Raw genomic sequence first — 23,707 nt, 5'->3', positions numbered from 1 at the left:
CTTATTTGATCGTTTTTGACAAGCTATGGGTCAACATCGATCGCAGCCCAAGCATGTCTACCCTCCTCCGCCAGATCCCACCCGCCTGGGCCCAGCTCCAGCGGCTGGAGTGGCCCGTGCCAGCCCACGCCCTGCGCAAGGCCTTGCTGGCGCTGGCCGCGGGCGTGCTGGTGATGGCGGGCATCGCCGCCGGCTCCACCTTCTGGGCGCCCACCCGCGCCTGGTGGCTGGCCGTGGAAGGCGGCAGCGCCCTCGTCGCGGGCGTGCAGGCCTCGCTGCTGGCGGCCATCGCCACCGCCGTGGGCGCCTTGCCGGTGTTCGTGGTGCAGCGGGTGAGCAAGCGGCAGGAGTCGGCCTTCATGGCGTTCTCGGCCGGGGTGATGCTGGCGGCCGCCGTGTTCGCGCTGCTGCTGCCCTCGCTGGAGGCCAGCCGCGCCCTGGTAGGCGAGGGCGGCGCCAGCGCCCTGCTCTCGGGCGCCGGACTGGCGCTGGGCATGGGGCTGATGCTGGCCATCGACCGCGCCCTGCCGCACGAACACGCCGTGCTGCCGCCGGCCGCGCACACCCACACCAGCGCCTGGCTGCCGCGCGAGCCGGCCGCGCAGCGCGCCTGGCTGATGGTGCTGGCGCTGATGATCCACAACCTGCCCGAAGGCCTGGCCGTGGGCGCGGCCTATGCCGGCCCGTCGGGCGAGGACGCGGTGCACGACGGCGCCGCCGTCGCCCTGGCCATCGGACTGCAGAACATGCCCGAGGGCCTGATCGTGGCCATGGCCCTGCGCACCCTGGGCCTGGGCGCCGGACGGGCCTGGGGCGTGGCCGCCCTCACCGGCCTGGCCGAGCCCCTGGGCGCCCTGCTGGGCGTGGTGGTGCTGGGCAGCGCCCCGGTGTTCTACCCGCTGGGCCTCGCCCTGGCGGCCGGCGCCATGATCTTCGTGGTGAGCCACGAGATCATCCCGGAGACGCACCGCGACGGCTTCGAAGGCGCGGCCAGCGCCACGCTGCTGGCGGGCTTCATCTTCATGGTCTGGCTGGACAGCGCCCTGGCCTGAACGGGCCGTGCCCGCGCGCACGGCTAAGATGCTCCGCATGGGCGTCAGCATCCGTTTCCTCGGCGGCACCGGTACCGTCACCGGCTCCAAGTACCTCATCGACTACGGTGGCCAGCGGCTGCTGGTGGACTGCGGCCTGTTCCAGGGCTACAAGCAGCTGCGCCTGCGCAACCGCGAGCCGTTGCCCGTGGCGCCCGACCAGATCGGCGCGGTTCTGTTCACGCACGCGCACATCGACCACAGCGGCTACTTTCCGCTGCTGGCGCGCGAGGGCTTCACGGGCCGCGCCTGGTGCACGCCCGCCACGCGCGACCTGCTGCACGTGATGCTGCCCGACAGCGGCCACCTGCAGGAAGAAGAGGCCGAGTACGCCAACCGCAAGGGCTTCGGCAAGCACCAGCCCGCCCTGCCCCTCTACACCGTGGAAGACGCGCGCCGTAGCCTCAAGCGCCTGCACACCGCGCGCCTGCACGAGCGCTTCGAGCCGCTGCCCGGCTGGAGCGCGAGCTTCAGCGGCGCCGGCCACATCCTCGGCGCGGCCAGCGTGCTGCTGGAAGTGGGGGGGCGGCGTCTGCTGTTCTCGGGCGACCTGGGCCGCCCGGACGACGCGCTCATGCTGCCGCCCGAGCCACCGCCCGCGGCCGACGTGGTGCTGTGCGAGTCCACCTACGGCAACCGCCTGCACCCCAAGGAGGACCTGCTCGCCGAACTGGGCGCCGCGCTGTCTCGCGCCGCCGCGCGCGGCGGCACGGTGGTGGTGCCGGTGTTCGCGGTGGGCCGCGCGCAGGCCGTGCTGCTGGCCATCGCGCGGCTCAAGGCGCGGGGCGAGCTGCCGCGCGCCCTGCCCGTGTACCTGGACAGCCCCATGGCCGTGGCGACCACCGAGCTGTACGAACGCCACCTGGGCCAACACCGCCTCGACGCCGCCCAGTGCCGCGAGATGGAGCGCACCGCGCAAATGGTCACCAGCGTGGAAGAGTCCAAGGCCATCGCGCAGCGGCATGGGCCCAAGGTCATCCTGTCGGCCAGTGGCATGGCCACGGGCGGGCGCGTGCTGCACCACCTCACGCACCACCTCGGCGACCACCGGGCCATGGTCGTGCTGGCGGGCTACCAGGCGCCGGGCACGCGCGGCGCGCAACTGGCCGCCGGCCAGGCCAGCCTGCGCATCTTCGGCCAGCAATGGCCCGTTCGCGCCGAGGTGGTGCAACTCACCGCCGGATCGGCGCACGCCGACGCCGAGCAGCTCATGGCCTGGCTGCGCGGCCTGCCCAAGGCGCCGCGGCGCACCTTCGTCACCCACGGCGACATGGACGCCGCCGACGCGCTGCGCCTGCGCATCGAAAACGAACTGGGCTGGCCCGCGCTGGTGCCGGAGCACGGCAGCACCTGGCCCGCCTGAACCGGCCCGCCCCGCGGCGGTCCGGCCTGAACTTTTCCGCCCCCGGGCGACCCCATGGCCATGCAACGACTCACCACCCTCTGCCTCGCGGCCACGCTCGCCGCTCCCGCCCTCGCCCAGGACGCCAGCTTCCAGCAGTGCCTGGACGGCCTGCGCCCCACGGCCCGTGCCAACGGCGTCAACGAGACCACCTTCCGCGCCCACACCGACAGCCTGCAACCGCTGATGTCGGTCATCGGCAACCTGGACGCGCAGCCCGAATTCAAGACCCCGATCTGGGACTACCTCACCGTGCTGGTCGACCCGCAGCGCGTGGAAGAAGGCGCGCAGCGGCTGCAGCAGAACGCCGAGCTGCTGCAGCGCGTGCAGCAGCGCTTCGGCGTGGACCCGGCCACGGTGGTGGCCGTGTGGGGCGTGGAGAGCAACTACGGCCAGGGCTTCGGCAAGACGCCCATCGTGCAGTCGCTGGCCACGCTGTCGTGCTACGGCCGGCGCCAGGCCTACTTCCGCACCGAGTTCTACTCCGCGCTGCGCCTGCTGCAGGCCGGGCACTTCCCGCCCGAACGGCTGCAGGGCTCCTGGGCCGGCGCCTTCGGCCACACGCAGTTCATGCCCAGCACCTATGAGCGCCTGGCGGTGGACTTCGACGGCGACGGCCGCGCCGACCTCATCGACAGCGTGCCCGACGCGCTCGCCTCCACCGCCAACTTCCTGCAGCGCGCGGGCTGGCGCCAGGAACTGCCCTGGGGCTTCGAGGTGAAGCTGCCCGAGGGCTTTTCCGTGCTCGGCGAAGGCCGGCGCACCAAGCGCCCCGGCAGCGAATGGACCGCGCGCGGCGTCCAGCGCGTCGACGGCACGCCGGTGCCGGCGGACATGAGCCTGGGCCTGCTGGCGCCGGCCGGTGCGCAGGGCCCGGCCTTCCTCGTCACGCGCAACTTCGACGCCATCTACAGCTACAACGCCGCCGAAAGCTATGGCTTGGCCATCGCCCACCTGGCCGACCGTCTGCGCGGCGGCGGGCCGTTCGTGACGCCCTGGCCCACCGACGACCTGGGCCTCACGCGCGCCGAACGCCGCGAGCTGCAGACCCTGCTGCTCGCGCGCGGCCACGACATCGGCGAGGTCGACGGTCTGCTCGGCGAGAAGACCCGCAGCGCCGTGCGCGCCGAGCAGACGCGCCTGGGCTGGGAAGCCAATGGCCGCGCCGGTCAGAAGCTGCTGAAGGCGCTGCGCGGGGGCTGAGGCGGCGCGCCGGCGTCAGGCGCCACCGCCCGAGCGCGCCAGCGCGCGCGCCACGCGCTCGTTCGCCTGGCGCAGCAGCGCCTTGAGCGTGGGCGGCTCCAGCACCTCGAACTCCACGTCCAGCGCCAGCAGCCAGTAGGCCAGCGACTCCAGGTGGTTCGCGCCGCTGTGCATCACGCAGCGCTCGCCGTCGAGGGCCTCCAGCCGCGCCACCGTGGGCGGAATCTGCCGGGCCATCGCCTCCAGCGACTGGTGCAGCACCACGCGGGCCTGCTCGGTGTAGGCCGAAACCCCGATCGAGCGCGACACGTAGGCGCGCAAGTCGCCGCCCTCGGGGCCCGCGCGCGGCGCGAAGTGCGCGCCCAGGGCGGGCGCGCCGTCGATGCGGTCCAGGCGGAAAGTGCGCCAGTCATCGCGCGCCAGGTCCCAGGCCACCAGGTACCAGCGGCTGCCGGTGTGCACCAGGCCCTGCGGCTCCACCGTGCGCGCCGTGTCCTGGCCACGGCTGTCGCGGTAGGCGAAGGCCAGGCGCAGCTGGTCGCGGCAGGCCACGGCCAGGCTGGCCAGCGCACCCGCGTCCACCGTGGGGCGCAGGCTCGCCAGCGGCAGGATGGCCGAGCGCAGGGCATCGACGCGCCGGCGCAGGCGCGCGGGCATCACCTGTTCCAGCTTCACCAGGGCGCGCAGCGAGCCCTCCTCCACCCCACTCACGGTGCCGGCGGCCGCGGTCTGCAGGGCGATGGCCACGGCCTGCGCCTCCTCGTCGTCCAGCAGCAGCGGTGGCAGGGCCTGCCCGGCCCGAAAAGCGTAGCCGCCGGCCACGCCGCTGCTGGCGTGGATGGGGTAGCCCAGCTCACGCAGGCGATCGATGTCGCGGCGCAGCGTTCGCGGGTGCACGCCCAGGCGCTCGGCCAGTTCGGCGCCCGCCCAGTGGCGGCGCGCCTGCAGCAAGGAGAGCACCCGCAGCAGCCGGGAAGAGGAACTGAGCATGGGTCGCACTCTATCTCTGATCGAGGGCGGAATCTGTCCGCAATGGCTGCGACAGTTCGCGGCACGGATCGGCGCGGTGCCGGACCGGTTTCACCCCCATTCATTCAGGAGCACGCCATGTCCATCGTTCTCTACTGGCACCCCATGTCCAGCGCCACGCCCATCGCCTGCGCCCTCGCCGAACTGGGCCTGCCGCACGAACGCGTGAAGGTCGACATCACCACCGGCGAGCAGCGCCGCCCCGCGTTCCTGGCGCTCAACCCCAATGGCAAGGTGCCCACCCTGACGGTGGACGGCGCCCCCATGTTCGAGGCCCTGGCCATGGAGCTGTGGCTGGGCGAACGCCACGGCGTGGAGCGCGGCCTGTGGCCGGCGCCCGGCACGCCCGCGCAGCTGCAGGCCTTTTCCTGGTGCACCTGGGCCTACGTCACCTACGGCGCGCAGCTGGTGCGCCTGCAGGCCGCGCGCGACATGGGCACACCCGACGATGCGCACGGCCGCGCGGGCCGCGAGGGCATGGACCAGCTGCTGGCCCTGCTCGACGCGCACCTGGCGAAGCGGCCCTGGATGCTGGGCGAGGCCTACTCGCTGGTGGACCTGTCGGTGGGTTCGGTGATCGGCTACAGCGCCTACATCGGCGCGCCGGTGGACCAGCACCCCCACGTACTGGCCTGGCTGGCGCGGGTGCAGGCGCGCCCGGCGATGCGGATCGACGCCTGATCGAGCCGCTCAGCGGCGCGCGCTCAGAGCCCGCGCCGCGCCAGCCCGACCAGCGCCCACGCGGTGAGGATCAACGCCAGCAGCGAGCCCCAGTTCAGCCAGTCCCAGCCGCCGCTGGTGGCCAGTGCGCCCGACGCCAGGGAAGTCGCGGCCATGACGGCAAACACGCAGAAGTTCATGGCCGCCTCGGCCCGGTCCCGCTCCTCGGGACGGTAGTACCGCATGACCAGGCTGGTGCTGCCGGTGAAGAGGAAGTTCCAGCCCAGGCCCAGCAGGGCCATGGCCCACAGGAAATGCATGACCGATTGCCCCGACAGCGCCACCCCCACACAGGCGAGGTTGATCGCCACGCCCAGGCCCATGATGGGCAGCACGCCCATGCGCTTGATCAGGTGCCCGGTGACGAAACCCGGTGCGAACATGCCCACCACATGCCACTGCAGCACCTCGGCCGTGGCGGTGAAGTCGTGGCCGCAGACCTGCATCGCCAGGGGCGTGGCGGCCATCAGCAGGTTCATCACGCCGTAGCTCACCGAGGCGCACAAGGCGGCCACGGCAAAGCCCGGCTGCGCCAGCAAGCGTGCGACCGTGCGCGAAGACGCCGCGCCGCAAGCCCCCTCCTCCTGCGGCCTCTGCGGAAACCGCACACGGCTCATGCACGCAAGGCCCAGCAGCGCCACCCCCATCAGCGCCACGTAGACGCCCAGGAACGGCGTGGCGAACCAGCCCCTGGCATGGCTGGCCAGCGCCGGCCCCAGCACCGCGCCCAACAGCCCGCCGGCCAGCACCAGGGAGATCGCGCGCTCCCGCTGCGACGCGCCCACCAGTTCGGCCGCGGCGAACCGATAGAGCTGGCCATTGGCGTTGTAGTAGCCCGCGATCACGGTCGAGGCACACAGCAGGACGAACTGCTGCGCATAGGCGGCCACCGCGCACAGCGCCGCCGACAGCAGCGCCACCAACAGACCCAGCTGAAACGCGGTGTGCCGCCCCCAGCGCCGCTGCGCCGTCGCCACCAGCGGCGTGGCCAAGGCACCCCCCACCACGTAGCCCATCACCGGCAAGGTGGCCATCCACGGCCAGGGCGCCAGGGCCAGCCCCACCAGCCCATTGACCGCGATGAAGACCACGTTGTTGGTGAGCAGCAGGCCCTGGCACAGGGCCAGCCAGGCGACGGATCGGTTCACGTCTTCTCAGCGCCAGCGCCGCTGCACGAAGGCAATAACCTCGCCCATGAGGCCCCGGCGGAAACTCAGCACGCAGACCAGGAAGATCAAGCCCATCACCATGGACACCGATTCGCCCAGCGTGCCGAACCAGTCGACCGAGCTCAGGCGCGCCAGCCACTGGCCCAGCTCGCCGATGCGGTTTTCCAGCCATACCACGATGGCGGCACCCGCCAGCGGGCCGGACAGCGTGCCCAGCCCGCCGACCAGGCTCATCAGGATGACCTGGCCCGAGGTGCTCCAGTGCACGTCACTGAGCGAGGCAAACCCAAGCACCAGGGTCTTGAGCGAACCCGCCAGGCCCGAGAGCGCGGCCGAGATCACGAAGGCCAGCAGCTTGAAGCGCTGCGTGTCGTAGCCCAGCGAAAGAGCGCGCGCCTCGTTCTCCTTGATGCCCTTGAGCACCTGGCCGAAAGGCGAGCGCGTGGTGCGCACGATCAACAGGAAGCCCAGCACACAGACCACCAGCGTGAAGTAGTACATGGCCAGTTCGCTGCGCAGATCGATCAGGCCGAACAGCCGGCCGCGCGGCACGCCCTGCAGGCCATCCTCGCCCCCGGTGAACTTCAGTTGCACGGCCAGGAAGAACACCATCTGCGCGAAGGCCAGCGTGATCATCGCGAAGTAGATGCCCTGGCGGCGGATGGCCAGCAGGCCGAACAGCCAACCCAGCGCGGCGCCGGTGAGCGTGCCCACCAGCAGCCCGAGTTCCGGCGTCAGGCCCCAGACCTTCATGACGTGCCCGGCCACATAGGCCGAGCCGCCCAGGAAGGCCGCGTGGCCGAAGGACAGCAGGCCGGTGTAGCCCAGCAGCAGGTTGAAGGCGCTGGCGAACAGCGCGAAGCACAGCAGCTTCATGACGAAGACCGGGTAGGCGCCCAGAAAGGGCGCCAGCACCAGGCCCAGCAACAGCAAGAGGTACAGCGAGAGGGACAGCCGGCGGTTCATGGAAAGTCTCCTCAGCTGTCTTTGCCGAACAGGCCGGCGGGCCGCACCAGCAGCACGATGGCCATGATCACGAACACCACGGTGGACGAGGCCTCGGGGTAGAACACCTTGGTGAGCCCTTCGATCACGCCCAGCCCCAGACCGGTGAGGATGGAGCCCAGGATGGAGCCCATGCCACCGATCACCACCACGGCGAAGACCACGATGATCAGGTTCTGCCCCATCAACGGAGACACCTGGTACACCGGCGCCGCCAGCACACCGGCGAAGGCCGCCAGCGCCACGCCGAAGCCATAGGTCAGCGTGATCATCAGCGGCACGTTGATGCCGAAGGCCTCCACCAGGCGCGGGTTCTCGGTGCCGGCGCGCAGCAGCGCGCCCAGCGGCGTCTTCTCGATCACATACCAGGTGGCCAGGCACACCGCCAGCGAAGCCACCACCACCCAGGCCCGGTAGTTGGGCAGCACCATGAAGCCCAGGTCGGTGGCGCCCATGAGCGCCTCGGGCGGGTCGTAGGGCAGGCCCGACACGCCATAGACCGAACGGAACCCGCCTTCGATCAGCAGCGCCAGGCCGAGCGTGAGCAGCAGGCCATAGAGGTGGTCCAGCTGGTAGATGCGGCGCAGCAGCAGACGCTCGATCAGCATGCCGAACAGCCCCACGACCAGCGGCGCCAGCAGCAGCATGGGCCAGTAGCCCAGGCCCCAGCGGCTCATGGCGATCCAGCTCAGCACCGCCCCCAGCATGAACAGCGCGCCATGCGCGAAGTTGATGACGTTGAGCAGGCCGAAGATCACCGCCAGGCCCAGGCTCAGGATGGCGTAGAACGAACCGTTGACCAGGCCGATCAGCAACTGGCTCAGCAAGGCAGGCAGGCCTGCTCCGAAGATATCCATCAGACCCCCAGCAGTTCAGCCAATGCCGCGGCCTTGGCCTGCAGTTCGCGAGCGCCGAAGTGCTCGACGATGCGGCCGTGTTCCATGACGTAGAAGCGATCGGACAGCGGCGCCGCGAAATGGAAGTTCTGCTCCACCAGCACCACCGTGTGGCCGCTGTCGCGCAGCAGCCCGATCGCGCGCCCCAGCGCCTGCACGATCACCGGCGCCAGCCCTTCCGATATTTCGTCGAGCAGCAGCAGCTTGGCGCCGGTGCGCAGGATGCGCGCCAGAGCCAGCATCTGCTGCTCGCCGCCGGACAGGCGCGTGCCCGGGCTGTGCCGGCGCTCCGCGAGGTTGGGGAACAGGGCGTAGATCTCCGCCAGGCCCATGCCGGGCCCCTGGCCCTTGAGCACGGGCGGCAGCAGCAGGTTCTCCTCGGTCGACAGGCTGGCGAAGATGCCGCGTTCCTCCGGGCAGTAGCCGATGCCGGTGTGCGCGATGCGGTGGCGCGGCAGCCCGATGGTTTCCTGCCCGTTCACGCGGATGCTGCCGCGCCGCGCGCCGGTCAGGCCCATCACGGCGCGCAGCGTGCTCGTGCGGCCCGCGCCATTGCGGCCCAGCAGCGTGACAACCTCGCCGGGGTGCACCACCATGTCGACGCCGTGCAGCACGTGCGACTCGCCGTACCAGGCGTGCAGGTCGCGGATATCGAGAGCGGGAGACGCCATGTCAGTGGGCCCCCTGCAAGCGGCCTTCGGTGGTGCCCATGTAGGCCTCCATCACCTGCGGGTTGGCCGAGACCTCGGCGTAGGGGCCTTCGGCCAGCACGGCGCCGCGCTGCAGCACCGTGATGCTGTCGGCGATGGCGGAGACCACGCCCATGTTGTGTTCCACCATCAGCACCGTGCGCCCCGCCGACACGCGCTTGATGAGCTGCGCCACCAGGTGCACGTCCTCGTGGCCCATGCCCTGCGTGGGCTCGTCCAGCAGCATGAGCTCGGGCTCCATGGCCAGCGTGGTGGCGATCTCCAGCGCGCGCTTGCGGCCATAGGGCAGGTTCACCGCCAGCTCGCCGGCCAGGTCCTCCAGGCCCACCTCGGCCAGCAGCGCCGCGGCCCGTGCGTGCAGCGAGCGCAGCGCCCCTTCGCTGCGCCAGAAGTGGTAGCTGATGCCCAGGCGGCGCTGCAGCCCCAGGCGCACGTTCTCCAGCACCGTGAGGTGCGGGAACACCGACGAGATCTGGAAGGAGCGGATGACCCCGCGCCGCGCGATCTGCGCCGGCCGCTCGCGCGTGATGTCCTGGCCGTTGAACAGGATCGCGCCCGAACTCGGCTCCAGAAACTTGGTCAGCAGGTTGAAGCAGGTGGTCTTGCCCGCACCATTGGGTCCGATCAGGGCGTGGATGGACCCGCGCGCCACCTTCAGGTCGACCTGGCTGACGGCCGTGAAGCCCTTGAACGCCTTGGTCAACGCCCGGGTCTCGAGAATGATGGGACTCATGGGATGGGAGCGGTGGCGGCGCGCGCGGACTTGCGGGCGGCCCTCTCGGGCCGCCGCCGCCACGCTCGCCGGTCGGTCAGATGGAGCGGCCGCCGTCCACCGGCATCTCGATGCCGGTCAGGAAACGCGCCGCGTCGCTGGCCAGGAACACGGCCGCGTTGGCCACGTCCTCGGGCGCACACATGCGGCCCAGCGGAATGGTGGAGACGAAGCGGGCGCGGTTCTCGGCCGTGTCGGGCACGCCCATGAACTCGCCCAGCAGACCGGTGGCGGCCATCACCGGCGCGATCAGGTTGACGCGGATGCCGTCGTTGGCCAGCTCCACCGCCATGGACTTGGTCATCACCTTCACCGCGCCCTTCGAGCTGTTGTACCAGGTGAGCCCGGGGCGCGGGCGGATGCCGCCGACCGAGCCGACGTTGAGGATGACGCCGTCCTTGCCGGGCTTCATCAGCGGCGCGATGGCGCGCGTGGTGTGGAAGATCGACTTCACGTTCACCGCGAACACGCGGTCGAAGGTGTCCTCGTCCACCTCCAGCATCGACTGGTTGCGGTGGGTGGTGCCGGCGTTGTTGACCAGGATCTGCGGCGCGCCGAAGGTGCTCACGCAATGCCTGGCCATGGCCTGCACGTCGTCGAAGCGGCTCACGTCGCATTTCACGGGGCTGGCGTTGGGCCCGAGCTCGGACGCGACGGCGCGCGCCGCGTCCTCGCGCAGGTCGGCGAGCACGACCTTGGCGCCCTGCTCGATGTAGGCGCGCGCGATGGCCGCGCCGAAGCCGCTGCCGGCGCCGGTCACGATGGCGACCTTGTTCTTCAATGCGCTCATGTCTTTGTCTCCTGTTGCTGTGGAATGTTTTCGGGTCAGGCGTGGTGCTGGACGATGGTCTTGGTGGTGCTCATTTCCTCAAGCGCGACGAAACCCTTTTCGCGGCCGTAGCCGCTGCGCTTGACGCCACCGAAGGGCAGCTCCACCCCACCGCCGGCGCCATAGCAGTTGATGAAGACCTGGCCGCTGTCCAGGCGCGCGGCCATCCGCGACTGGCGGCTGCCGTTCTCGGTCCAGACGCCCGCGACCAGGCCGTAGTCGGTGGCATTGGCCAGGCGCACGGCGTCGTCCTCGTCCTCGAAGGGCAGCACGGAGAGCACCGGGCCGAAGACCTCCTGGCAGGCCAGGCGGTGCTCGCGCGGCACCGGGCCGAACAGCACCGGCGCCACGAAAAAGCCCTGCCCGTCCAGCCCTGGCGCCAGCGCGCCTTCGGCCAGCACCGGCACGCCCTGCTGGCGCGACTCGTCGATGAAGGCGCGCACGCGCGCGCGCTGGCGGGCGTTGATGAGCGGGCCGCAATCCAGGTCCATCTCGGGCGTGCCCACGCGCAGGGCCGCGAAGCGCGCGGCGATGGCCTGGGCGCAGCGCTCGTAGATGCCGCGCTGCACCAGCAGGCGGCTGCCCGCCGAGCAGGTCTGGCCCGCGTTCTGCGCGATCGCTTTCACGATGATGGGCACGGCCTTGTCCAGGTCGGCGTCGTCGAACACGATCTGCGGCGACTTGCCGCCCAGCTCCAGCACGCAGGGCACCTGGTGGCGCGCCGTCGACTGCTGGACCTGGATGCCCACCTCCGGCGAGCCGGTGAAGGTGGCGAAGTTGATGCCCGGGTGGCCGGTGAGCGCGGCGCCCGCCTCCGCGCCGAAGCCGGTGACGATGTTCAGCGCGCCCGGCGGCAGGCCGGCTTCCATGGCCAGTTCGCCCAGCTTGAGCGCGCTCAGGCAGGCGTCCTCCGAAGGCTTGACCACCGCCGCGTTGCCCATGGCCAGCGCGGGCGCCAGGGTGCGGCCCATCATCTGGGCCGGGTAGTTCCAGGGAATGATGTGCGCGGTGACGCCGTGCGGGATGCGCACCACGCGCACGTCGTAGCCGTTCAGGTAGGGAATGGTCTGGCCGTGCACCTTGTCGGCGGCACCGCCATAGAACTCGAAGTAGCGCGCCACGGCGGCCGCGTCGGCGCGCGCGACGGACATCGGCTTGCCGGTGTCGCGCGCCTCCAGCGCAGCCAGTTCGTCGCCGCGCGCCACGATCAGCTGCGCCAGGCGCTGCAGGATGCGGCCGCGCTCGGTGGCGGTCATGCGGCCCCAGGGGCCTTCCAGCGCGCGGCGCGCCGCGCGCACCGCCAGGTCCACCTCTTTCGCGCCGCCCCGGGCCAGGGTGGCGAAGGGGCGGGCCGTGCAGGGGTCCAGCACCTCGATGCGCTGGCCATCCAGCGAATCCAGCCACTGCCCGTCGATCAAATGCCTGAAGTCCATGCAGGGTTCCTTGTTGTCGAGCGCAGGCGCGGGCGCGGCCGCAACGGCCGGCCGCGCCCGCCCGCCTCAGTTCGTCGACGCCGCGCCTTCGGGCTCGACTTCCTTCATGAACTCCTTGTCGTTGTAGTGGTACAGGTCGTCCAGGTAGGGCACGAAGAAGTCGTAGAACGAGCGCTCGTCGTACTTGGGCGCTTCCCCCGGGGCCATGCACTCGGGGATGGGGCCCACGCTGGCATCGTCGTCCGGGTAGAAGAAGAAAGTCAGCGCGTACCGCTTCATCGGCGGGTTGACGACGCGGTGCGGCGTGGCGATGAAGTGGTCGTTGGACATGCGGTTGAGCACCTGCCCGGTGTTGACGATCAGCGCGTCCTTCACGTAGCTCACCTTGAGCCACTTCTTCTCCGGCGTCATCACCTCCAGGCCCGGCACCGGCGTCATCGGCAACAGGGTGAGGAAGCTGCCGTCCGAATGCGGGGCCAGCGCGTACTGGCCCTCCTCCAGCTGCTTCTCGGGGTGATAGTAGGCGCAGCGCTGGTAGTACTCGGGCGCCTTGAACATCGAATCGAAGTGCTCGGCCTTCAGGCCCAGGGCGCGCGCGTAGATGGGCAGCAGGCGGATCGCCAGCTTCTCCATCGAGGTCTGGTACTCGTACAGGGTCTTCTTGAACTCGGGCAGGCTCTCGGGCCACTGGTTCAGGCCGCGGTGGCGCACCTTGGCCTTGACCTTGGGGTCATCGGCGTCGCGGTTGCGCATGAACAACCAGGCCGCGTTGGTGTCCTTCTTGGTGTTCAGCGCGATCTTGTCCTTGATCGCGGTGGATTGCAGGATGGACGACTTGGGCGGCAGGTAACCCTGGTGGTGGAAGCCCACGCGGTGCTTGAGCTTCTCGTCCATGGAGATGTCGAACAGCTGGGCGACCTGCTCGAAGGAGCGCTCGATCAGCGAGGCCGGGATGCCGTGGTTGACGATGGCGAAGAAGCCCAGGTTTTCCTGGATCAGCTTCACGTCGGCCGCGAGCTGCTCCAGCGCGCCGGGCTGGCCGGCCAGCAGCGGGCCGACGTCGAGCAGCGGCAGTTCCTTGGCCTCGGCGATGGCGCGGCGCACGGCGGCGGACGGCTCGACGGTGGGGGGCTGGTTGCGCGGGTTCTTGGTGGTCATGGCGATGTCTCCTATGGAAAGGGAAAGCGGTCTGGACTCAGTTCCAGCTTTTGCAACGGGATTCGGCCTGCGAGGCGAAGGCCTGATCGCCGGGGATGGTTTGCAGCGTCTTGTAGTAGTCCCAGGGACCCTTGGACTCGGACGGTTTCTTGATCTCCATGAGCTGCAGGTCGTGCACCATGCGGCCGTCGCCGCGGATGCGGCCGTTGGCCGTGTACATGTCGTCGATCTTGAGTTTTCTCAGCTCGGCCATGACCGCGTCGGAGTCGCTGGTCTTGGCGCTGCCCACGGCCTTGAGGTAGGACGCGGCGGCCGAGTAGCTGGCGGCCTGCATGCTGGTGGGCATCTTCTTCATCTTCTCGTTGAAGCGGGTGGCCCACTGGCGCGAGCGCTCGTTGCTGTCCCAGTACCAGGCCTCGGTCAGCTGGATGCCCTGCGTGATGGGCAGACCCAGGGCGTGCACGTCGGTAATGAAGAGCATCAGCCCGGCGATCTTCATGGACGAGCTGACACCGAACTCGCGCGCGCCCTTGATGGCGTTGATGGTGTCGCCGCCGCCATTGGCCAGGCCCAGCACCTGCGCCTTGGAGGCCTTGGCCTGCAGCAGGAAGGAGGAGAAGTCGGTCGCCGACAGAGGGTGGCGCACGCTGCCGATCACCTCGCCGCCGTTGGCCTTGACGACCTTGGTGGTTTCCTTCTCCAGCGAATCGCCGAAGGCGTAGTCCACCGTCAGGAAATACCAGCTCTTGCCGCCTTGTTTCGTGACCGCCGCGCCGGTGCCGCGCGCCAGGGCCACCGTGTCGTACAGGTAATGGACGATGTAGGGCGAGCAGTCCTCGTTGGTCAGCTGCGCGGCCACGCCGCCGGTGACCATGATCACCTTCTTCTTGTCCGTCGCCACCTTGGCGATGGCCAGGCTGGTGCCCGAGCTGGGGCCGCTGATGATCATGTCCACGCCGTCGGTGTCGAACCACTCGCGCGCCTTGGTGGCCGCGATGTCCGGCTTGGCCGAGTGGTTGGCCTGCAGGACCTCGACGCGCCGGCCGTTGATCTGGCCGCCCGCGTCGGCCACGGCCATGCGCACCGCCTCCACCAGACCCGGCCCGCCCATGTCGGAGTACAGGCCGCTCATGTCGGCCATCACGCCGATGCGGATCGGGGCCGAGGGCGTCTGCGCGCCCGCGCTGAGGGCCGCCCAGGCCAGGGCCACGGCCGAGAAAGTCCGCCAGTGCTTCGCCGATCCTTGCTTGCGCTGCTTGCGCTTGTTCCAAACCATGCTCATGTGTGTCTCCTCGTTTGAAGTCCGGCGCCCGCGGCCCCCCCGAGGGCGCCTGCGCCGCTGAACGCCCCATCGCCTGTCGGCGGGGCCATGCCACTCCACGCCATCGCCGGTCCGCCGCGGGACCGCCTAGGCCTCCTCGCGCGGCAGGGCCGCGCGCAGCGCCGCGTCGGCTTGCGCCGACAGGCTTTTCTGGAAGAAGGGCGCGTCCTGCGCCGCCACGAAGCGGGCGACGCGCCGTTCAATGAGTCGGCGCAGCCGGTAGCGCGCGCGCGCCAGGCCGGCCTCGGGCGCGTGCTGCGCGCGCCAGGCCTGGTGCTGGTCGATGGCCTGCGACAGCGCGGCGATGCTCTCGGGATGCGCGCAACTGGTCAGCAGGATGGGCGGCACCCAGTCCTGTGCCGCGGGCGGCTGCAGCGCGGCCACTCGCCGCAGGTCGGTGGCCGCGCGCTGGGCGCCCGGCAGGTCGCACTTGTGGACCACGAAGATGTCGGCCATCTCCATGATGCCGGCCTTCATGGCCTGCACCGCGTCGCCGCTGTCGGGCAGCAGCACCAGCACCACGGTGTCCACCTGGGCGCGCACCGCGTGCTCGGCCTGGCCCACGCCCACCGTCTCCAGCAGCACCTCGTCGAAGCCGAAGCCGTCCATCAGGTCCAGCATCTCGGGCAGGTTGTCGGCCAGGCCGTCGCCGGTGCGTCGCGAGCCCAGCGAGCGGATGTACAGGCGCTCGTCGTCCACCAGATCGTCCATGCGCACGCGGTCGCCCAGGATGGCGCCGCCCGTGCGCGGGCTGCTCGGGTCCACCGCCAGCACGCCCAGGCGCTGCCCGCTGGCCAGGCGCAGCCGCGCCAGGTGCCCGCCAAGCGAGCTTTTGCCCGCGCCCGGCGCACCGGTCAGGCCGATGCGGCGGGCGCGCGTGCCCGGCACTTCAGCCTGCGCGTCCGCCAGCGCCATCGGGTCGGCGTTGGCCAGCCGCGTCAGGGCCCGGCTCAGGGCCCAGCGGTCCAGCTGGGCGGCGGCGCGCGTGTTCACACCAAGTCCTTGCGCAGGACCGTTTCCGCGTGCTCGTTGAGCAGCGGCGGCAGGCCGTAGCGCGGCACGTAGCCGCTGAAGCGCAGCGGGCTGGCCACCGCGCGCAACGCCACGCCGCCATCGCCCAGCGTGACCACCAGGCCGCGGTCGCGGGCAATGTCGCCTTCCAGCGCGTCGTTGAGCGACCCCACGGCGGCCACCACCAGGCCGCGCGGCGCGAGGCGGCGCACCCACTCGTCCGCGCTCGCCTGGCGCAGCACGGCGCCAATGGCGGCCACCACCTGCGCCCGGTTGGCGCGCCGCGCGGCCATGGTGGCGAAGCGCGGATCTGCGATCCAGCCGGGCTGGCCGATCTCCTCGCAGAAGACCTTCCAGAAACGGTCGTGCGTGATAAACAGCGTGAGCCAGCCCTGCGAAGTGGCGAACACCTGGGCCGGCACCACGTAGGGGTGGGACGAATGCGGCTGGCGCTCCACCGTCTCGCCGGCGTTGAGCGCGGCGCCCGCCAGGTAGTTGAGCTGCGAGAGCATCACGTCGTACATGGAGACGTCGACCTGGCCACCCTTGCCTTCGACGATCTTGGCCAGCAGGCCCAGGGCCGCGACCAGTCCGGCCGAGTTGTCCACCGCCGAGTAGCCGGCCTTGGTGGGCGGCGCCTCGGGGTCGCCGGTGAGCGCCATCACGCCAGTCAGGGCCTGGATGACGTAGTCGTAGGCCGGGTTGTCGGCGTGCGCGCCGTCCAAGCCATAGCCCGTGAGGGCCACGCAGACCAGGCGCTCGTTGGCCACGCGCAGGGATTCGTAGGTCAGGCCGAGCTTGCGGATCGCCGAGGGCCGCAGGTTGGTGACCAGGGCGTTCGCGGAAGCGGCCAGCTGCAGCAGGTCGGCGCGGCCTTCGGGCGAGGCCAGGTCCAGCACCACGCTCTTCTTGTTGCGGTTCAGGCTGGCGAAGTAGGCGTTGTGCGGGCCCACGAAATGCGGGCTGACGCTGCGCGCGATGTCGCCCTCGGGCGTCTCGACCTTGATGACCTCGGCACCCATGTCGGCCAGCATCAGGCCGCAGTAGGGGCCGGCCAGCATGTGGCCGACCTCGATCACGCGGATGCCCGCCAGCGGCGCCGTCATGCCAGGCTCTCGGCCAGTTCGGCCACGACGCGCTCGAGCGGCATGTCGGCGGTGAAGACCGCGCTCACGCCCAGCCCGCGCAGGTGGGCGTGGTCTTCCGCCGGGATGGTGCCGCCGACGAAAACCTTCACCCCCTCGGCCTTCATGGCCCGCAGCTGCACGATCACGTCGGCCACCAGCTCCTTGTGGCTGCCCGAGAGGATGCTCAGGCCGACGGCATCGACGCCCTCGTCCACCGCCACCTGGGCGATCTGCTGCGGGCTGCGCCGCAGGCCGGTGTAGATCACCTCGGCCCCGGCGTTGCGCAGGGTCAGGGCGATGATCTTGGCGCCGATGTCGTGGCCATCGAGACCGGGCTTGCCGATCAGGATGCGCCGCGAGGCCAGCGCGGCGGTGCTCGCTTGTGTGCTCATAGGTTCACCGGCTCCTTGAATTCGCCCCACTGCTGCTTCAGGCTGGCGACCATTTCGCCAACGGTGGCGTAGGCATGGCAGCAGTCCACCAGGTAGGGCATGACGTTCTCGCGGTCCTGCGCCGCCGCCCGCGACAGGCGCTCCAGCGAGCGCTGCACGGCGGCGTTGTCGCGCGTGTCCATCACGCGCTGGAACTTCTCCAGCGCGCGGCTGGCGACGGTCGGGTCCAGGGTGAAGACCTCGCCGACGCGCACCTCCTCGTCCTCTTTCTTGAAATGGTTCTGGCCCACCACCACGCTCAGGCCGCTGTCGTTGTCCAGCTTGCGCTGCAGCCCGCGCTCGGCCAGGCGCATCTGGATCCAGCCGTCCTCGATGGCGCGCACCACGCCGCCGTAGGCATCGATCTCGGTCATGACCCGCTGGATCTGCTCCTCCATGCGGTCGGTGTGCTGTTCCAGCATGTAGCTGCCGCCCAGCGGGTCCACGCTGCGGCCGATGCCGCTCTCGTAGGCCAGGATCTGCTGCGTGCGCACGGCCAGCTCGGCCGAGAACTCGGTCGGGATCTGGAAAGCCTCGTCGAAGGCGCAGGTGAAGACGGATTGCGCGCCGCCGAACACCGCGGCCATGGTCTCCACCGCCACGCGCACCACGTTGTTGTAGGGCTGCGGCGCCACCAGGGACGAGCCGCCGCAGACCACGCCGAAGCGGAAGTGCTGGGCCTTGGGGTCCCTGGCGCCGTAGCGCTCCTTCATGAAGCGCGCCCAGAGGCGGCGGCCCGCGCGGAACTTCGCGATCTCGTCGAAGAAGTCCATGTGCACGTAGAAGAAGAAGGACAGGCGCTTGGCGAACTTCTCCACGTCGCCGCCGCGCGCCTGCAGCTCGTCCACATAGGCCAGGCCGTTGGCCAGCGTATAGGCCATCTCCTCGGCCGCCGTGGCGCCGGCGTCGCGCACGTGGGCGCCGGCGATGCTGATCGGGTTGAAGCGCGGCGAGGTCTCGTTCGAGTAGAGGATGGAGTCCGCGATCAGCCGCATCGAGGGGCGCACCGGGAAGATCCAGGTGCCGCGCGCCACGTACTCCTTGAGGATGTCGTTCTGGATCGTGCCGGTGAGCTGGTCACGGCGCACGCCCTGCTTGTCCGCCACCGCCAGGTACATGGCGTAGACGATGGCGGCCGTGCCGTTGATGGTGAAGGAGGTGGAGATCTTCGACAGGTCCAGGTCGCGGAACAGGATCTCGGCTTCGCTGAGGTTGGACAGCGACACCCCCACCTTGCCGATCTCGGGCCGGGCCATGGGGTGCGTCGGGTCCAGGCCGCACTGCGTGGGCAGGTCCAGCGCCACCGACAGGCCGGTCTGGCCCTTGGCGAGCAGGAATTTGTAGCGCTCGTTGGATTCCTCGGCCGTGCCGAAGCCCGAGTACTGGCGGATGGTCCACAGGCGGCCGGCGTAGCCGTCCTCGAAGATGCCGCGCGTGAACGGGTATTCGCCGGGCTTGCCGATGCGCGAGGCATCGACGGCCGAGGCGTCCACCTGGGTCGGCACCTCGATGCCGCTCGGGCTCACGGCGCGCAGCCGGGGCTCCGCCGCGCGCGCGGCGTTGGGAAGTTGGTCTCGCTTCATCGGGCGCTCTTGGTGAGGACGCGCTCGGCCGCGCGCCAGTGGTCGTCGTGCAGCCAGGTGCTGATCACCTGGCTGCGCTCGGTGTCGCGCCGCTGCGCCAGGGCCTCGCCCTCGCGCCAGGCGCGTGCCTGGGTCTTCATGCCGCGCAGCACCTGCGACGGGCAGGCCAGCATGGGCGCCAGGAAGGCGCTCATGTCCTCGCCCTCGGGGCCGTCGCCGATGACGGCGTCGGCCAGGCCCCACTGCAGGGCCTGTTGGGCGTCCACCAGTTCGCAGCGGGCCATCATGCGCAGTGCGCGCGCGCTGCCCACCAGCTGGAACAGGTCCGGCCCGCCGCCCCAGGCCGAGCTGATGGCCAGCTTGGCCTGGATGAAGCCGATGCGCGCGTGGTGGGCCTGCAGGCGCAGGTCGCAGGCCAGGGCCAGCTCCGCGCCGCCGCCGATGGCGTCGCCGTTCAGGTAGGCCAGCACCGGCACCGGGCAGTGGCGCACCGCGTCCAGGGCGGCGCGGGAGCGGTCGGCCATCTCATGCGTGGCGCGTTCGTCGCGCACGTCGGCCAGTTCCTTCAGGTCCCCGCCGGCCGCGAAGTAGCGCTCGCCCGCGCCCTGCAACACCAGCAGGCGGGTGTCCGGTCGCCGGCCGTATTCGTTCACCGCGCGGCTCAAGCCGGCCAGCACCTGACGGCCGAGCGCGTTGTGTTTCGAGGCCCTGTCGATGGTGATCCAGACGGCGCCCTGAGCGCCTTCCCGCACCGCGATGTCTTCCTGGCTGGACACGATGGTCTGTCTCCTTTGTCTGACCTTGGGGTCATGCTAGGAACAGACTTCTTCTCAATCAAGAACTGTTGTTCAATACGCCGAACAAATGCGGCCAAAACGGGCCGCCAAGCCGTCGCCAGACGGACTTGTTCAATATACCGAACAACCGTTTGCTTTACTTCCCAATCCGGAGACCCGCATGAGCAGCGTGCCCGCCATCGACCGAGTGATCGACATCTTCGAAGCCTTCCAGGCCAGCCAGCGCCCCATGTCCCTGACCGACCTGGCCGAGACGGTGGGCATCCCCAAGAGCACCTGCCATGCCATCGTCAACACCCTGGTGGCGCGCGGCTACCTCTACACGCTGACGCGGCCGCGCGCGCTCTACCCCACCCGGCGCATGTTCGACGTGGCGCGCGACATCGCCGCCAAGGACCCGCTGATCGAGCGCGCCACGCCGGTGCTGGAGCGCTTGCGCGACGCCACGCGCGAGACCGTCATCCTGGGCAAGCGCCAGGGCGACTCGGTGATCTACCTGCAGGTGATCGAGGGCCTGCACGCGATCCGCTACACCTCCAAGCCCGGCGAGTTCAAGCCCCTGCACTCCAGCTCCATCGGCAAGGCGCTGCTGGGCAGCCTGAAAGAGGCCGAGATGCGCGAGTGGCTCAAGGCGCGCGAACTGCCGGCCGTGACCTCGAACACCCTGACCGACCCGGAGGTGTTGATCGCCGACGTGCTGGAAAGCCGCAAGCTGGGCTATTTCGTGACGCGCGGCGAGAACGTGGGCGACGTGTGGGCGGTGGCGGCCTTTCTGACGGCCCACCACGAGTCGCTGGCGGTGGCGGTGGCCGGGCCGCAGCACCGGCTGCAGGACAACGTGGCCGAAATCGCCCGCCTGCTGATCGCATCCTGCGGCTTTTTGTCGCGGCAGCTGGTGCGCGACTGAGCGCAGGCTAGAGCTTCACCGCCGTGCCGCTCACCGCGACCATCATCATCCCGTTGGCCTCGCCCAGGACTTCGTAGTCGAAGTCGATGCCGATGACGCCGTTGGCGCCGAGTTCGCGGGCCGATTCGATGAGGTCTTCCACCGCCGCGTCGCGCGCTCCGGAGAGCGCGCGCTCGTAGCCACCGGCGCGCCCGCCGACGACGTCGCGGATGGAGGAAAACATGTCGCGGAAGATGTTGGCGCCGATGATGGCTTCGCCATGCACCACGCCCAGCATCTGGCCGCGTTCCACGCCAGGCGGCGTGGTGGTGCTGAGAAAGAAACCGGTGGGTGCCTTGGAAAACCAGCCCATGCGCGTGCTCCGTTGTGTTGAATCGCCACCCGGATCGGGGTGACGGTTCAGCTTAGCTCAGCTGGGTTTTCTCTCTGGGTTTGCTCTCTGGGTGTTCTCGCTGATTTCGCTCGTGGACCTCGCATGGACGGGTGGCGGGGTCCGCGTTCTCCGGCCTGCTCGCGGACGACTGCCCGGGTTCTCCATCACGGTTGGCGTCAACACCGCCGGCCCAAGAAGAAGCAGACGCGCGAAACACCACCCACGAAACGCCCCCTCAGAACACCAGCTCGACGCAGCCCCCCGGCTCGATCACGCGTTCAGGCCACTCATGCGCGCCCTCGATGACCCGCCGCCCGTGCTCGCGCAGGTACAGCGCCGCGCGCACCACCCCTGCATGCGTGACCCAGGCCGCCTCGCGGATGCCGGCCGCGTGCAACTCCAGCACGACCTCGGCCACACGGTCGATCACCTGCTGCGTGCTTTCCTCGCCGCCGAAGCGGTGGTGCGAGAAATCGGCCATCCAGTCGTCGAAGGCCGCGCGCGGGATGGCCTCCCAGGCCTGCATCTCCCAGCGGCCGAAGTCCATCTCGTTCAGGCGCGGCTCCACGCGCGCGGCGCCCAGGTCGGGCCGCAGTCGCTGCAGCGCGGCCGCCAGCTGCTGCGCGCGGGTCAGGCCCGACACCCACAGCGGCACATGCCGCGGCAGCGTGGCGGCCACGGCCTCGGCCGCCGCCAGCGTGGCGTCGGCGAGGGCGGGCGCGTCGGTGGTGCCGTAGCACAGGCCCGGCGGCAAGGCGACGGCGGCATGGCGAATCAACCAGAGCTTCATGCGGTGGGTCCCTCGACAGACCAGGCGACGGCCAGGCCCAGGTAGAACAGCAGCTCGGCCACCTGCTGCGTGGCACCCAGGCCGTCACCGGTGAAGCCCCGCAGGCGGCGCCACAGCAGGCGCGCCATCCAGGCGGTGCCCAGCGCCGCGCCGAGCACGCCGGCCCACCAGCCCATGCCGGGAAAACGCGCCACCACCAGCAGCAGCGCCAGCGCCATCCACGACAGGCCGGCCAGGAGCGCGGCCAGCGTCAGGCCATCGGCCAGCGGTTTGCTCTTGGAGCCGGCCACGTCGCCCACGTGCGGCTGCGTGTAGATGACCGCCAGCGGCGCCGCGCGCGACACCACCTGCGCCAGGAACAACGCCGCCACCGCGCGCGCCGGGTCCCCCTGCGCCAGCAGCGCGAGCAAGGCCACCTTGCACGACAGCGCCAGCACCAGCGCGATGGCGCCGAAGCTGCCGATGCGCGAGTCCTTCATGATCTCCAGCGCCCGCGCGCGGTCCGCGCTGCCGCCCAGGCCGTCGGCCAGGTCCGCCAGCCCGTCCTCGTGGAAGGCACCGGTCATGAGCACGCCGGCCACGGTGGCGCCCAGCGCCGCCACCCAGGGCGCGGCGGGCAGCGCGGGCAAGGCCCACAGCAAGGCGGCGAACACCGCCGCCACCCACAGGCCCACCAGCCAGCCCACGCCCGGGAAATGCGCCGCGCTGGCGCGCAGCATGGCCGGGCTGTAGCCCACCCAGGCGGCCAGGCGGCCGGTGACGGGCACGCGCGTGAAGAACTGCAGGGCCAGCAGGTAGTGCCGGAGGAAACGGCTCATCGCGCGGGCTTGCGCGAGGCGTCGGCCGCCGTGAGCTCGGGCTCGGCCCGCGCGGCGGGCGCCGCGTCGATGGCCGACTGCGACACGCCCGCGCTGGCGAAGCTGGCCATCTGATTGAGCAGCGCGCAGGCGCTTTGCAGCAGCGGCCAGGCCAGGGCCGCGCCCGAGCCTTCGCCCAGGCGCAGGCCAAGGTCGAGCAAGGGGTCGGCCCGCAGGTGCGCCAGCATGAGCGCGTGACCACGCTCGCCCGAGCGGTGCGCGAACACGCAGCGCTGCAGCAGGTGCGGGCGCAGCTTGCTGGCCACCAGCACCGCGCTGCTGGCGATGAAGCCGTCGACCAGGATGACGCGCCGCTCGGCCGCGGCCTGCAGCGCCGCGCCCGCGAGCGTGGCGATCTCGAAGCCGCCGAAGGCCGCCAGCGCGGCCAGGGGTTCGCGCGCCTGCGCGTGGCGCTGCAGCACCGCGCGCAGCACGCCGATCTTGCGCAGCACGGCATCGGCGTTCAGGCCGGTGCCGGCACCGGTGACGTCGCCCACCTCGAGGCCGCCCAGGCGCGCCAGCAGCAGCGAGGCGGCCGAGGTGTTGCCAATGCCCATCTCGCCGAGCAGCAGCGCGTTGCCCGGCAGGCCGCGCACCACATCGGCGCCGTGGGCCAGGGCCTGCTCGCACTGCTCGGCGCTCATGGCCGGGCCGTCCAGCGCGTCCTGCGTGCCCGGGCCCAGGCGGCGCGACAGCAGGCCGGGCTGCTCGGGCACGGCCTCGCGCACGCCGCAGTCCACCACGGTGAGGGCGATGCCGTGCTGGCGCGCCAGCACGCTCACCGCCGCCCCGCCGGCGACGAAGTTGCGCACCATCTGGTGGGTGACCTCGCTCGGGTAGGCCGACACACCGCGCGCGGCCAGGCCGTGGTCGGCCGCGCAGACCAGCATCTGCGGCTCGCGCAGCTCGGGCGTGGCCGTGCCCAGCACGGCGCCGATGCGCTGCGCCAGCCACTCGATGCGCCCGAGCGAGCCCAGGGGCTTGGTCTTGCCGTCGATGGCGGACTGCAGCGCGGCGGTCAGCGCGGCGTCGTGCAGGTCGGCGACCTCCGGCACGCGGAAAGGAGAAGCGGTGGTGTGGGGCATGGTGTTGC

24 protein-coding genes are annotated in these 23,707 nt (G+C 70.7%); 5 read left to right on the top strand and 19 right to left on the bottom strand.

Annotated features, from left to right (window positions below):
* The first annotated feature begins 53 nt into the window (after positions 1–53).
* Genes BGO22_RS19040 through BGO22_RS19030 form a run of 3 tightly spaced genes read left to right on the top strand, consistent with a single transcriptional unit; the run spans position 54 to position 3,696 of the window.
* On the top strand, positions 54–1,052 hold the full coding sequence (locus BGO22_RS19040) for a ZIP family metal transporter (protein WP_070397805.1): 999 nt from the start codon (positions 54–56) through the stop codon (positions 1,050–1,052).
* Positions 1,053–1,089: 37 nt separating this feature from the next.
* Entirely contained in the window at positions 1,090–2,454 is a 1,365-nt protein-coding gene (locus BGO22_RS19035; RefSeq protein WP_070397806.1) for an MBL fold metallo-hydrolase, read from the top strand.
* A gap of 60 nt (positions 2,455–2,514) precedes the next feature.
* Positions 2,515–3,696 carry a lytic murein transglycosylase gene (locus BGO22_RS19030; protein WP_070398226.1) on the top strand — a complete coding sequence of 394 codons (1,182 nt, stop codon included), beginning with the start codon at positions 2,515–2,517 and terminating at the stop codon, positions 3,694–3,696.
* Between the two features lie 15 nt (positions 3,697–3,711).
* On the opposite strand, the gene BGO22_RS19025 is transcribed toward BGO22_RS19030, so the two are convergent.
* Positions 3,712–4,686 (bottom strand): helix-turn-helix transcriptional regulator, encoded by a 975-nt coding sequence (locus BGO22_RS19025; protein WP_070397807.1) that lies wholly within the window; start codon positions 4,684–4,686, stop codon positions 3,712–3,714.
* 117 nt (positions 4,687–4,803) lie between these two features.
* On the opposite strand from BGO22_RS19025, the gene BGO22_RS19020 reads away from it, so the two are divergent.
* Positions 4,804–5,406 (top strand): glutathione S-transferase family protein, encoded by a 603-nt coding sequence (locus BGO22_RS19020; protein WP_070397808.1) that lies wholly within the window; start codon positions 4,804–4,806, stop codon positions 5,404–5,406.
* A gap of 23 nt (positions 5,407–5,429) precedes the next feature.
* On the opposite strand, the gene BGO22_RS19015 is transcribed toward BGO22_RS19020, so the two are convergent.
* From BGO22_RS19015 to BGO22_RS18950, 14 genes are all read right to left on the bottom strand, one after another.
* The gene (locus BGO22_RS19015) at positions 5,430–6,593 is read right to left on the bottom strand and encodes an MFS transporter (protein ID WP_070397809.1); all 1,164 of its coding nucleotides are present in this window, start codon (positions 6,591–6,593) and stop codon (positions 5,430–5,432) included.
* Positions 6,594–6,599: 6 nt separating this feature from the next.
* Positions 6,600–7,580, bottom strand: a complete 981-nt coding sequence (locus BGO22_RS19010; RefSeq protein ID WP_070397810.1) for a branched-chain amino acid ABC transporter permease — start codon at positions 7,578–7,580, stop codon at positions 6,600–6,602.
* An 11-nt stretch (positions 7,581–7,591) separates the two neighbouring features.
* Positions 7,592–8,476, bottom strand: coding sequence for a branched-chain amino acid ABC transporter permease (locus tag BGO22_RS19005; protein WP_070397811.1), 885 nt, complete (start codon positions 8,474–8,476; stop codon positions 7,592–7,594).
* Positions 8,476–9,186 (bottom strand): ABC transporter ATP-binding protein, encoded by a 711-nt coding sequence (locus BGO22_RS19000; protein ID WP_070397812.1) that lies wholly within the window; start codon positions 9,184–9,186, stop codon positions 8,476–8,478. The genes BGO22_RS19005 and BGO22_RS19000 overlap by 1 nt, the downstream gene beginning before the upstream one ends.
* Before the next feature lies 1 nt (position 9,187).
* A complete protein-coding gene (locus tag BGO22_RS18995) occupies positions 9,188–9,958 on the bottom strand; it encodes an ABC transporter ATP-binding protein (protein ID WP_070397813.1) in 771 nt (256 codons plus the stop codon).
* A gap of 76 nt (positions 9,959–10,034) precedes the next feature.
* Complete coding sequence (locus BGO22_RS18990; RefSeq protein WP_070397814.1) at positions 10,035–10,787, bottom strand: SDR family oxidoreductase; 753 nt, start codon at positions 10,785–10,787, stop codon at positions 10,035–10,037.
* A 35-nt stretch (positions 10,788–10,822) separates the two neighbouring features.
* Positions 10,823–12,259, bottom strand: a complete 1,437-nt coding sequence (locus BGO22_RS18985; RefSeq protein WP_070397815.1) for an aldehyde dehydrogenase family protein — start codon at positions 12,257–12,259, stop codon at positions 10,823–10,825.
* A 66-nt stretch (positions 12,260–12,325) separates the two neighbouring features.
* Positions 12,326–13,417, bottom strand: coding sequence for an isopenicillin N synthase family dioxygenase (locus BGO22_RS18980; protein WP_070397816.1), 1,092 nt, complete (start codon positions 13,415–13,417; stop codon positions 12,326–12,328).
* Positions 13,418–13,454: 37 nt separating this feature from the next.
* The gene (locus BGO22_RS18975; RefSeq protein WP_286852234.1) at positions 13,455–14,693 is read right to left on the bottom strand and encodes an ABC transporter substrate-binding protein; all 1,239 of its coding nucleotides are present in this window, start codon (positions 14,691–14,693) and stop codon (positions 13,455–13,457) included.
* Positions 14,694–14,825: 132 nt separating this feature from the next.
* The gene (locus tag BGO22_RS18970; RefSeq protein ID WP_070397817.1) at positions 14,826–15,731 is read right to left on the bottom strand and encodes an ArgK/MeaB family GTPase; all 906 of its coding nucleotides are present in this window, start codon (positions 15,729–15,731) and stop codon (positions 14,826–14,828) included.
* Entirely contained in the window at positions 15,728–16,855 is a 1,128-nt protein-coding gene (locus BGO22_RS18965) for a CaiB/BaiF CoA transferase family protein (protein ID WP_070397818.1), read from the bottom strand. The genes BGO22_RS18970 and BGO22_RS18965 overlap by 4 nt, the downstream gene beginning before the upstream one ends.
* Complete coding sequence (locus BGO22_RS18960) at positions 16,852–17,268, bottom strand: cobalamin-dependent protein (protein ID WP_070397819.1); 417 nt, start codon at positions 17,266–17,268, stop codon at positions 16,852–16,854. Before BGO22_RS18960 ends, BGO22_RS18965 begins: the two co-directional genes overlap by 4 nt.
* A complete protein-coding gene (locus BGO22_RS18955; protein ID WP_070397820.1) occupies positions 17,265–18,890 on the bottom strand; it encodes an acyl-CoA mutase large subunit family protein in 1,626 nt (541 codons plus the stop codon). The genes BGO22_RS18960 and BGO22_RS18955 overlap by 4 nt, the downstream gene beginning before the upstream one ends.
* Positions 18,887–19,666, bottom strand: a complete 780-nt coding sequence (locus BGO22_RS18950) for an enoyl-CoA hydratase/isomerase family protein (protein ID WP_070397821.1) — start codon at positions 19,664–19,666, stop codon at positions 18,887–18,889. Before BGO22_RS18950 ends, BGO22_RS18955 begins: the two co-directional genes overlap by 4 nt.
* Before the next feature lie 181 nt (positions 19,667–19,847).
* Here BGO22_RS18950 and BGO22_RS18945 point away from each other — a divergent pair, with 181 nt between their 5' ends.
* Positions 19,848–20,594 (top strand): IclR family transcriptional regulator, encoded by a 747-nt coding sequence (locus BGO22_RS18945; protein WP_070397822.1) that lies wholly within the window; start codon positions 19,848–19,850, stop codon positions 20,592–20,594.
* A gap of 7 nt (positions 20,595–20,601) precedes the next feature.
* Here BGO22_RS18945 and BGO22_RS18940 read toward each other — a convergent pair whose 3' ends face one another.
* From BGO22_RS18940 to cobT, 4 genes are all read right to left on the bottom strand, one after another.
* Positions 20,602–20,946, bottom strand: coding sequence for a heavy metal-binding domain-containing protein (locus BGO22_RS18940; protein WP_083292885.1), 345 nt, complete (start codon positions 20,944–20,946; stop codon positions 20,602–20,604).
* A gap of 256 nt (positions 20,947–21,202) precedes the next feature.
* Positions 21,203–21,757, bottom strand: coding sequence for a histidine phosphatase family protein (locus BGO22_RS18935; protein ID WP_070397823.1), 555 nt, complete (start codon positions 21,755–21,757; stop codon positions 21,203–21,205).
* Positions 21,754–22,575: an adenosylcobinamide-GDP ribazoletransferase gene (locus BGO22_RS18930; protein WP_070397824.1), complete on the bottom strand. Its 822-nt coding sequence runs from the start codon at positions 22,573–22,575 to the stop codon at positions 21,754–21,756. The genes BGO22_RS18935 and BGO22_RS18930 overlap by 4 nt, the downstream gene beginning before the upstream one ends.
* A complete protein-coding gene (gene cobT, locus BGO22_RS18925; protein WP_070398229.1) occupies positions 22,572–23,699 on the bottom strand; it encodes a nicotinate-nucleotide--dimethylbenzimidazole phosphoribosyltransferase in 1,128 nt (375 codons plus the stop codon). Before cobT ends, BGO22_RS18930 begins: the two co-directional genes overlap by 4 nt.
* Between the last annotated feature and the right edge of the window lie 8 nt (positions 23,700–23,707).

Origin of the sequence: Hydrogenophaga sp. 70-12, from assembly GCF_001897365.1 — a bacterium.
GTDB lineage: Bacteria > Pseudomonadota > Gammaproteobacteria > Burkholderiales > Burkholderiaceae_C > Hydrogenophaga > Hydrogenophaga borbori.
This window is presented reverse-complemented; position numbering and strand designations above follow the sequence as displayed.